Below are 9,975 nucleotides of genomic sequence, written 5' to 3'. Positions count from 1 at the left end.
AGCCCAAGGTACATTACCTGTTGCTATTCCCTCTGGTAAAGCACATATAACTGAATATGAATGGCCAATACTAATGGGTTTATTTCCTTTAATTGGATTAGGATAATGGATAAAGGTTTTGTCTGCTGAAAAAATGACTCGAAGGAATCTTATTGATGAGTTGGAGAGAGTTGTTCATTCCCTTCAAGAAAGTTATTTAGATATTTGTTTTGGTGGAGAAATTGAACCAGACCCATCCTATGATCTTCAGGATGATAAATAATGTGAGAAACGAAGATAATTCCAGATTTGATTTCTAATACAATCACCGATTAGTTAGTGTAATACTTACGCTAACCACTTTTTCTTTTTGTCCAAAGTCCAATTATCAGTTATCAGTGGGAAATTTTGTAGGGGCGGGTTTTTTCTAGAATCTCGATACATGACATTAATTTACCATTACCCGCCCCCCTTCAGTAGCAACCTTTAACCTATTATCTATAATAGGAAGTATAAAATAAGAAGAGCAACTTTACCCTATTAGCTTGAGACATGACAAAATCTAATACTATTGACAAAATTCCAACTCAGGTTAACATAGAAAAATCAGAGGAAAAAGTAGAATCCCAGAATTTATATCTGCGCCTATTTAGCTATGGTTTACCATATAAAACACCGTTTTTACTAGGCATATTATTAACAATAATTGCCTCATTTATTACTTTCTTTGTCCCCCAAATTAATCGCTATGTTATTGATGTAATTATTCCCGCAAAAGAATTCAATATGCTGCCTTGGGTAGCAGCACTTATCCTATTGATGAGTTTAGTAGGAGGTATATTATCTTTTTTGCAATTGTATGCGATAAAAATATTTGGAGAAAACACAATTAAAAGTATTCGCATAAAGCTATATCAACATCTTCAATTTTTGTCCATTAGTTATTTTGAAAATCAACGTACTGGTGAATTAATATTACGATTGGGAAGAGATGTAGAAATAGTCGGGCAATTACTGAATTCTAATTTAATCGCAATTCTAATTGATAGTTTTGCTTTTATTGTCGTTTTTATTTATTTATTAATCAGTAATTGGCTTCTAGCAATAGCGATCGCCCTGACTTGGCCTTTGATAATTTATCTTTTACAATTTACTCAGAAAAGACTCAAAAAAATATTCCAAGATACGAATCGAGCAAGAGAGATAATTAGCAATCATTTACAAGACACTATATCGAATATTACAATCATTAAATCTTTTGGTAACGAGCAGTATGAAATTGACCGATTTAGTGAATATAGTCATAATTATATGGAGAAAAACCTCCAGGCAACTCGATTTTTAGCTATATCTACACCAGTAATTAATACCCTGAATAAACTAGGTAATGTCATTGCATTAGTTTTTGCTTCTTGGGGAGTAATGGTTGGTAGTTTGACTATTGGAGAATTAACAGCTATTTTGAGTTATGTCACCCTTCTAAATAAACCAATTAGTCGGTTTAGTGGGTTAATCAGCATGATTCAAAAAGCAACAGTATCAGCTCAAAATATTTTTTCAGTTCTAGATACTAAACTGGAAGTTATTGATAAGGAAAATGCTATTGATTTAACCTCTATTCAGGGTAATATCAAATTTGAAGAAGTGGGGTTTGGTTATCAAGATAGAGAGTTAGTTATTGAGGATTTCAACTTAGATATTAAACCAGGAACTTCAGTAGCTTTAGTAGGTTCTTCCGGTGCTGGAAAAAGTACAATTGCTAAAATAGCAGCACGTTTTTATGACCCGAAAAAAGGGCGAATTTTAATTGATGAACACGACCTAAGAGATGTAAGTTTAAATTCATTGCGATCGCATATTGGCATTGTTCCTCAAGAAACATTACTGCTCTACGGTACGGTACGAGATAATATTATTTACGGTAAGTTAGATGCGACAGATGAAGAAATTGAAACAGCAGCAAAAGCGGCTAATGCTCATAACTTTATTATGAGTTTTCCTGATGGTTATAACTCTATTATTGGCGAGCAAGGAGTGAAATTATCAGGAGGACAGAGACAAAGAATAGCGATCGCCCGAGTGTTGCTAAAAAACCCTCAAATTGTCATTTTAGATGAAGCAACTTCAGCTTTAGATTCTGAGTCAGAAAAATTAATTCAAGAGTCTGTAAATAATCTTTTTCAAGGACGTACTAGCTTGGTTATTGCTCATCGACTTTCAACTATTTGTGATGTAGATTTAATTGTAGTTCTGGAAGAAGGCAAAATTGTGGAAATGGGAAATCATGCAGAATTAATTGCTCAAGAGGGGAGATATGCTTATCTCTACGGACTACAATTATCTGAAAATAAATAAGTATTTCCTCCCGAATGCTGCGCAAACAGCGGTCAGCTATCAGCTTTATTCTCTTTAAAGGAGAAAAAAGCAATAGCTGAATGCTTACTAAAATAATCAGAGTTAAGGTTTAGAAGGAGCGCAATTATATTAATAATAATGAAACTTGATATAATACCAATTTAAAAAAAGAATGTTATCAATAATTGGGTCAGCTAAAATGCTGGAAGTCAGATTGATCTTTGAGAAAAAGAATATTGTTTGACCCTAAAAAATGATATTGAAGCTATTCCTACTGGCTACTGTACGGGCGAATGGCCATCTGGCTACTGTAGTTAGTCAATATATTCCAGGTAAAACCAAATAACTTGCCCCCTTGTTGGACTTCTAAACGTGGATGAGAGTATTGATGAAGAGCTTAATGTTACTTTTAGCACTAACTCAGGAGGGATAAACCGATGCTGCTTTTAATGATTTATTAAAATTAATTCAAGTCGAATATATAATGTACGACCAAATTTTAGACTTAGATTGTCCATTTTCTTTTGAGTGCTTGTATAGTCATCCTGGTTCTCTTATTCCCTACGACCAGAGCGGTACTCGCAAACAAGTTGCAATTATTGGCGGAGGAATTGCGGGACTTGTTAGTGCTTACGAACTAAGTCAACTCAACCATAAAGTTACTTTATTAGAAGCTGATTCTCGTTTGGGAGGAAGAATTAAAACTCATTATTTTAGGGACGGGACTTATGGAGAATTGGGTGCAATGCGAATTCCCGCAAGTCATGGTTGCACTTTACACTATATAGATAAGTTTAAGTTACCTAAAAGACCTTTTATTAATTATAATCCTGCAGCTTTTTATTATCTGAGAGGAAAGAAGACTTGTTTAGATAGTTATCAAGAGTTGTTTTCTGTTTACAATTTAACCACTGATGAAAAAAAAGATCCTGGGATAATTTACGATGAGTTATTGTCAGAATTAATCGATTCTTTTTCCGAACAGGAAAAATGGGAATTATTTGCGCCAACTTTTACCAGCGATCGAGTTAGAAAATGGGATAATTTAACAGTTACTGAATTTTTTCACAACCATCTTTCTCCCGATGCTTTTCAATTACTAGGTCATGCTACTGGAGCAATCCATTATGAAAAAGTTTCTCTATTAAATGGTTTAATTGACTTCTTTGCTTGGCATCAAGTTGAACAATATGAGTTAATTGGAGGGATGGATATTTTAATTAAGGCTTTGGCTAAAAGAATATCAGGAAAAATCGAGACTGAAGCAAAAGTAACGAATATAGCAATCACAGATAAAGGGGTTCTAGTTGACTGGAATAAGTTGGATAAGCAACAGACTGCCGAATTTGACTATATTATTTGTACTGTTCCAACTACTGCTTTAGCTCGAATTAATTTTGACCCTATTTTGCCTAGTAAACAACAGGAAGCTATTAACAATTTAGGTTATTGTAGTTCTAGTAAAACTCTATTACACTGTACTGCCCGTCCTTGGGAATTTGCAGAAAATATTTATGGCGGGGGCAGTTTTACGGACTTAAATATTGAAAAGTGTTGGTATCCTTGCGATAATGCTCAATTAGATTCAAACAACTTTTCTCAACCTCATTTTGTTGCTAAGAATAAAGATATTTCCTATCAGCCATCTGTATTAACTGCTGCTTATCGTTGGGAAGATAATTCCAGAAAGTTTGTTACTTTAGATGAGTCAACTAAAACAGATTTAACTTTAGAAGAAGTTTCCCAACTACATCCCAATATTAAACAATATACTGATGATGTTGTTCATAGTATCTGGGATGAAGATAATAATCTTGGTTCTGGTTCTTATGCCTATTTTGCCCCTGGCGATCGGGAAAAATATCAACCTTTTCTTGGTCAACCTTATCCTATAAATAATCCCCGTGTATTCTTTGCCGGGGAACATTTAGGTATTAATCATGCTTCGGTTCAAGGAGCAATTCAAACAGCCGTTTCAGCAGTAATTGATATTCTGGAAAGTTCTATATTTTGAAATTGAGATACAATTAAAGATACAGATAGGAGGTTTTCAAAATGCCTAGTTTAACAGTAAAAGATTTAGAAAAGCTACAAGTACAACATCCTGATTATAGGATGGAATTAGTCAGTGGAGAAATTATTTTTATGAGTCCTTCAGGGTTAGAATCTGAAGAAGTAACAATAGAAATTGCTGCTCAACTTCGGAATTGGGTACGTCCTCGTAAATTAGGTAGAGTATCCGGTTCTAGTGCTGGTTTTCGTTTACCTAACGCAGATGGAGATGTTCGCACTTCCGATGCTTCTTTTATCCTAGCTGAACGTTTACCTCCCACTACAGAAGGTTACGCGGAGTTAGTTCCTGACTTGATGTTTGAAGTTAAATCTAAAACGGATAGTTTAACTAAATTATGTCAGAAGATACAGGAGTTTTTGGAATTGGGAACTAAAGTTGGGGTGTTAGTCGATCCGAGAACTCGCACCATGGAAGTTTATCGCCTTAATAGAGATAAAGTTGTGCTGGGGGATGGGGATGTGCTGCAAGTGCCGGAATTGCTTCCGGGTTGGGAATTGCCTGTGGTGGAAGTTTGGGCACCTGAGTTTGATTGAGAAGACTGTTTATTCTTCTCAAGTATTACGTTAAGTTTGAATGTTTAAAAGGTATTTCATATGATCGTACTCCTTATAAACGCCAATATACTGGATTTGCTGTTGAGTAAATTGACGTTTAAGAGAAAGCAAAAGCCATTAAACTGTGGAGCGACTAAGCTTTTCATAAATCCTCTCCGCCCGCTCAACCATTTTTCTATGCTCAGGAAAAATGTTAATTTTAACTTGCGTTGGTGGCAGAATTCCACTACTATTTTCTAAAGTTTTATACCATTTTGTATGAAATTCATAGTCTCTTGACTCCCACTGCTTCAATTTACCATCGTTCCAACCCAACATTCGAGGATCGAACTCAACCCCAATGCGTTGGCAATAACTAGCCAAAATTTTATCTGGATTCTGTCGGAAGCGATTACTCTCAACTACAATTGGTTGCTGTCCAAGTTCTTGAGTCACTATTTTGTACATTTCATCCAAAGAACTAAAGCCAAACTCCTCCTCTGTAAAGTTTTCATACAGTTTATAAAGTGAAGTAATTGTTTCTTGAGGGTGGCGAATAATGAAAGTATTAATGATTGAACCAAGAAAATATTTAAACTCCTTATCAATATAGGGAAGTGCCTGAAAAGCCATGTCTTTAAAGAAGACTAGGGGAGCCACCTTTGATTTAATCTCCTCAACTGCTGATTTGATGTCGTAGTTTTGTCGATCCTGACGATTCCCAAAGCTAGTGGATCGTCGCCACTTACTAAAATAATATATGTCGGCAAAGGGGGCATGTAGAACTACTGTATCGCAGCGTTGCATAAAAGTTTTTTTCAAAGACAGTAGAGGCAGATCTAGGAGTCCCCCACAATGCCACAATTTTGGGTTCATTTTTTGAGCATTCAACGATAGATTGCATTGATTTATCAAAGGTCTTAATTATTTAAATTGTTTGAGACAATTCTGGATTTACCGCCAAGTCAACTGCTACTCAAATCTCAACTTGAACTTGTATTGATCAAAGTTTCTTCGTCCAACCAAATAGTTCCAGTTGACATATGCTGCCCTAAGCTCCCTAGTTCCTGAAGTCGGTTCGTAAGCTGAACGTCCGTGCATTACTCTAGAATTTTGAATGACCTGACACTCTCCCGGTTTGAGACGGAAGTTGTATTGGTAATCAGGATTTTTCAGGTAGCGATGGAAGCTAGAGTAAGCTTGATAAAACTCTTCCATTTGGTTAAATGGTAGACTGGGTAGAAAGTTTTGTTCATGATGAAAGCAGACTTCCGCGATCTCGCCATTCTGATTGAGTTCTATGATGGGGCGTTTGTGAAAGAAAATATATTGATGATTGCGCTCAATTCGCCAAAAAGGTGCTGGGACTTTTGTCAAAATCTGGAAGTAATCTGGATGATTCTGGCGAAAATCTTGAGCTACGCGAAAACTATCTACAAGTAACGACTTGCCACCCGAAGTCTCGTTTTGTACACAATAGAGAAACTTCGCTAAGCGAAAACACTCCCAGGAGCTAAACGCATTATGAGGTTCCAGAGCAGCACCAGTCAGGTACGAACGTTTTTCTCCGGTCGGTATATCTTTTACTGTATAGAACTTTTCTCCGTTTTCATTCAGGATGATCGGACCTAAGGAGGAGATAAAGGACTCCAAATTTTCAGATGCAATGTTCTCTATGATGACAAACCCCAGCGTAAATAACTGACTCATCCAAGTTTGAGGATCCCATGAAGAGTCGTACTTCTTTTGTGGGTTAGCTGCCAGCCAAGCTTTATCCCAAAGGATAACTTCTTGGTCAAAGGTTTGGGGCTGAGGATCGTAAGCATGAGTGAGCAGCCAAGAAATAGAAAAGATGCTACGGTGAGGCGGAGTTTCATCCCACTCAATTATTAGCTTGTCATCCTGCTCCTGAATCGATAAAGGTTTTGGCGGTGAGGTGCGATCGCTAATGTCATAAATTTTTCTTAGAGATTTGGCATGGTAAGACTGAGGAGAGTTGTCACGCAACCAACTGTAGTGAAAGCGTTTCCCCTCAATGAGTACAAAATTTTCGTTTTGCATAGGTCAAAACCTCTTAGTAATTATAAATGAGTCCATCTGACAATTTGTCAGAGTTAGTAAGCGGGAGTGTCTCACCTTCTTGCGATAAAAATATCAGGAACATGGCATTAAGATAAGCACAACAGGGAGCTAAAATAGTAAGCTACCTCAAGTTCACAAAGAAACTGGGGTTATTCAGCAAAGTAAAACTCTCGTTGCTCAAAGTTTCTTCGCCCAATGAGGTAGTCCCACTCCATATATGCTGTTTTTATTTCCCTACTTCCCGATGTCGGATCGAAAGCTGTCCTCCCGTGCAGGACTCTAAAATTTTGCACGAGTAGACACTCTCCTGGTTTGAGACGGAAGCAGTATTGGTAATCAGGATTTTTCAAGTAGTTAAAGAACCTTGAGTAAGCTTCATAAAAAGATTCCATTTGCTCGAATGGTAAATTGAGAATATAGTTCTTATAGTGGAAGCGGAGTGCAGCAACCCTACCTTCGTGATCTAACTCGATGATTGGATTTTCGGGACAGAAAAAATATTTAAGCTTATCGTTATACAACCAAAACTGTACTGGAGTTTTTACTAAAGTCTGGAAGTGGTCGGGATGATCCTGGCGGAAATCATTAGCTACGCGAAAACCATCCACAACCATAGAATCACCCCCCAAGGCATTGTTTTCCACACAATATAGAAACTGTGCTACGCGATTTCCTTGCCAGAAAGTGAAATCTGTATGGGGAGGAAGACCGTGAGCTGTTGCAAACAAGTCTTTTGCTTCCGGGGTTACCTTCACTGACGAAATTTTACCGTATTCTGTGTTGCGAATCGGCCCAATGGATGATATAAAAGAATCTAAATTTTCAGGAGCTATGTTTTGTAGAATTACAAACCCGAGCTTAAATAACTGATTTATCCACAATTGAGAGTTGCACGATTGGGTGTCAGGTCGATCTGGAGAATTAGCTTCAAGCCATAGCTTATCCCAAAAGACAATCTCGTTGCTGAAACATGCAGGTTTTGGATCGTAGGCATGGCGTAATAGCCAGGAGATAGAAAAAATGCTCCGGTGAGGAGGGTTTTCATCCCAGTCAATAATTAGTTGTCCATCTCGTTCCTCGACCGACAAAGGTTTTGGGGGTAAGACACTATCGCTAATGTCATAAAGCCTCTGAAAAGAGGTCTGATGGCGAGATTTAGGACTTGGACAATGGTCGCGCAACCAAGTGTAATGGAAGCGTTTACCATCGATAATGATAAAACGTTCATTTTGCATAAACTGAATTTTACAATCGCTATTTAGTCTGTCTTGATTTGTTGTCATGCTTTTTTCAAAATAGAATTCCAATTTTTTGAAGCATTATAACCGTACATATCTTGATAGTAAGCATCGATTAAGTACTCATCTTGATGCTTCATTAACCAGCTTTTCAATTCATCAAGCTTAGACCATCCTCGCTGAATTAATTCCTGGTCTTCCCAATCAGACCATACTTCCCACATGAACTTATTGGTGTCTTCGATAATCAGGTAATCTCCAGTTTGCAGACCATTGTGATGAAAATGCTTAAGAATACCAACTAGATTATCATGAACATCCTCTATAATTAACCAAGGATGAGGCAGTGAGACAAGCAACCCTGTGGGTAAAACAGCATTAATTTCTCGACAATCACCTTCTAAAAAATGAATTCTAGAGTCTCCTTTGGCTTTTATATCAAGCTGAGAAAGGTCGTTATCAACACAGTAAACCTCACCTTTAATACAAAACTGTTCCAACTGATCGGCTAACCAAATGGCACTTCCCCCTTTGAGCGCACCCAGTTCAATAATTGTCTTTGGTTGTAACTCGTAAAGCAGCATGGGATAAGCTGCAATTTGCATGGGGTCTTTTTCCAGAAGTACCCCTTTCCAAGTCTGTAAGTAGGCATTTTCTGTCAGAGGTCTCCAAGCCGACTTAGGAATATCACATCTATCTTCTCGGTCAGATATTTTGACAAACCTTTTATTCTCCGAGGTTTCTTGCTCAGATATAGTTAATTTGTCAATACTTTGATTCTTCATTACGATCGCTCCTTTTTGAAAGCCAGAAGATACATCAACTTGGCTTCGTCATAGATAGGAAAATACTCTTCACTGACTAATGTCCACGGTAATTTATCTAAGGCTGTCTGCATTTCACGGCGATAGTCTTCCCGTATCGTCAACAAAAAAATTCCCTCCTCCTTTAAAAAGCAGAATAGATTATTTAAAACCTCAAGACCAGCATGAGCATAAGCAAAAACTCCTGCTGCAATAATAGCATCAAAAGTTACTGAATTGCTAAAAATTTGGGAATCTTCTAAATTACACTGATAGAGAACCTTGTAAACTTCTCTCTCTTTAGCGATCGCCAGCATTTTTTCTGACAAATCAACAGCAGTAATATTTGTATATCCTTGTTGGGCTAAAGCTTCACCCACTAAACCCGTTCCAGCACCAGCATCCAGAATCGCGGTTTCTTTGTGAGGAAGCAGTTGGCTTAATGTTCTTGCTATATTACCAGGCATAAAAGACCAATCTTTTCTGACATCTGTATCATAAGTCTTAGCCCAACCATCATACTTATTTTTTAATTCCTCAGTGCTTTGAGTATCACAAATCCCTGATAACCAAGGTCTTGCTTCTAAAAAATCTTTGGATTGTTCTTCGCGCATCTTTAATCACTGCTCTATAAAACTGACACAAAGCGTCGCATAAAGTGACAACTCGATGTTTACTTCCTGCTTCTACTAAGGCCGTCGGCGGTTTCTCATCCACAGGCATTCACGGTCTAGCCGACCGCATTTCTTAAATTTATACTCTATCATATCAAATCCGGTAGCATCGGTATAAAAAAATTAAACCTGATAAATTAAGGGATGAATAGTAAGAGTTGGGCGATCGCCATGCCGAGATTGTTAAAGCTAGAACCACACAAAAGTATCGAAGAGTTGGAAAAACTCTACCGACAA

9 protein-coding genes are annotated in these 9,975 nt (G+C 37.4%); 4 read left to right on the top strand and 5 right to left on the bottom strand.

The features are described 5' to 3' along the window. Positions 1-118: 118 nt before the first annotated feature. The 4 genes from F6K06_RS32565 to F6K06_RS32550 all read left to right on the top strand — a co-directional run bounded on the left by F6K06_RS32565 (position 119) and on the right by F6K06_RS32550 (position 4,941). Entirely contained in the window at positions 119-262 is a 144-nt protein-coding gene (locus F6K06_RS32565) for a hypothetical protein (RefSeq protein ID WP_161564961.1), read from the top strand. Between the two features lie 269 nt (positions 263-531). Beyond that, complete coding sequence (locus tag F6K06_RS32560) at positions 532-2,334, top strand: ABC transporter ATP-binding protein (protein ID WP_287244983.1); 1,803 nt, start codon at positions 532-534, stop codon at positions 2,332-2,334. Between the two features lie 484 nt (positions 2,335-2,818). After that, complete coding sequence (locus tag F6K06_RS32555; RefSeq protein ID WP_124144947.1) at positions 2,819-4,348, top strand: NAD(P)/FAD-dependent oxidoreductase; 1,530 nt, start codon at positions 2,819-2,821, stop codon at positions 4,346-4,348. A 41-nt stretch (positions 4,349-4,389) separates the two neighbouring features. Continuing rightward, complete coding sequence (locus F6K06_RS32550) at positions 4,390-4,941, top strand: Uma2 family endonuclease (RefSeq protein ID WP_124144948.1); 552 nt, start codon at positions 4,390-4,392, stop codon at positions 4,939-4,941. A gap of 138 nt (positions 4,942-5,079) precedes the next feature. Here F6K06_RS32550 and F6K06_RS32545 read toward each other — a convergent pair whose 3' ends face one another. From F6K06_RS32545 to F6K06_RS32525, 5 genes are all read right to left on the bottom strand, one after another. Beyond that, on the bottom strand, positions 5,080-5,748 hold the full coding sequence (locus F6K06_RS32545; protein WP_287244981.1) for a sulfotransferase family protein: 669 nt from the start codon (positions 5,746-5,748) through the stop codon (positions 5,080-5,082). Between the two features lie 165 nt (positions 5,749-5,913). Further along, positions 5,914-7,002, bottom strand: coding sequence for a TauD/TfdA family dioxygenase (locus F6K06_RS32540; protein WP_287244979.1), 1,089 nt, complete (start codon positions 7,000-7,002; stop codon positions 5,914-5,916). Positions 7,003-7,172: 170 nt separating this feature from the next. Beyond that, the gene (locus F6K06_RS32535) at positions 7,173-8,258 is read right to left on the bottom strand and encodes a TauD/TfdA family dioxygenase (protein ID WP_205127364.1); all 1,086 of its coding nucleotides are present in this window, start codon (positions 8,256-8,258) and stop codon (positions 7,173-7,175) included. Positions 8,259-8,302: 44 nt separating this feature from the next. Further along, a complete protein-coding gene (locus F6K06_RS32530) occupies positions 8,303-9,046 on the bottom strand; it encodes a CmcI family methyltransferase (protein WP_124144952.1) in 744 nt (247 codons plus the stop codon). Continuing rightward, positions 9,046-9,678 (bottom strand): class I SAM-dependent methyltransferase, encoded by a 633-nt coding sequence (locus F6K06_RS32525; RefSeq protein WP_287244977.1) that lies wholly within the window; start codon positions 9,676-9,678, stop codon positions 9,046-9,048. Before F6K06_RS32525 ends, F6K06_RS32530 begins: the two co-directional genes overlap by 1 nt. Positions 9,679-9,975 lie beyond the last annotated feature (297 nt).

The organism is Okeania sp. SIO1H4 (assembly GCF_010672695.1).
Taxonomy (GTDB): Bacteria; Cyanobacteriota; Cyanobacteriia; order Cyanobacteriales; family Microcoleaceae; genus Okeania; species Okeania hirsuta.
The sequence above is the reverse complement of the archived record's forward strand: the minus strand, read 5'-3'. Positions and strand labels throughout refer to the sequence as shown.

What these genes read in the sequence shown, in the direction of transcription:
- F6K06_RS32560 (WP_287244983.1), top strand. Translation starts at nt 532, where the DNA reads ATGACAAAATCTAATACTATTGACAAAATTCCAACTCAGGTTAACATA.
- F6K06_RS32555 (WP_124144947.1), top strand. Translation starts at nt 2,819, where the DNA reads ATGTACGACCAAATTTTAGACTTAGATTGTCCATTTTCTTTTGAGTGC.
- F6K06_RS32550 (WP_124144948.1), top strand. Translation starts at nt 4,390, where the DNA reads ATGCCTAGTTTAACAGTAAAAGATTTAGAAAAGCTACAAGTACAACAT.
- F6K06_RS32545 (WP_287244981.1), bottom strand. Translation starts at nt 5,748, where the DNA reads ATGCAACGCTGCGATACAGTAGTTCTACATGCCCCCTTTGCCGACATA.
- F6K06_RS32540 (WP_287244979.1), bottom strand. Translation starts at nt 7,002, where the DNA reads ATGCAAAACGAAAATTTTGTACTCATTGAGGGGAAACGCTTTCACTAC.
- F6K06_RS32535 (WP_205127364.1), bottom strand. Translation starts at nt 8,258, where the DNA reads ATGCAAAATGAACGTTTTATCATTATCGATGGTAAACGCTTCCATTAC.
- F6K06_RS32530 (WP_124144952.1), bottom strand. Translation starts at nt 9,046, where the DNA reads ATGAAGAATCAAAGTATTGACAAATTAACTATATCTGAGCAAGAAACC.
- F6K06_RS32525 (WP_287244977.1), bottom strand. Translation starts at nt 9,678, where the DNA reads ATGCGCGAAGAACAATCCAAAGATTTTTTAGAAGCAAGACCTTGGTTA.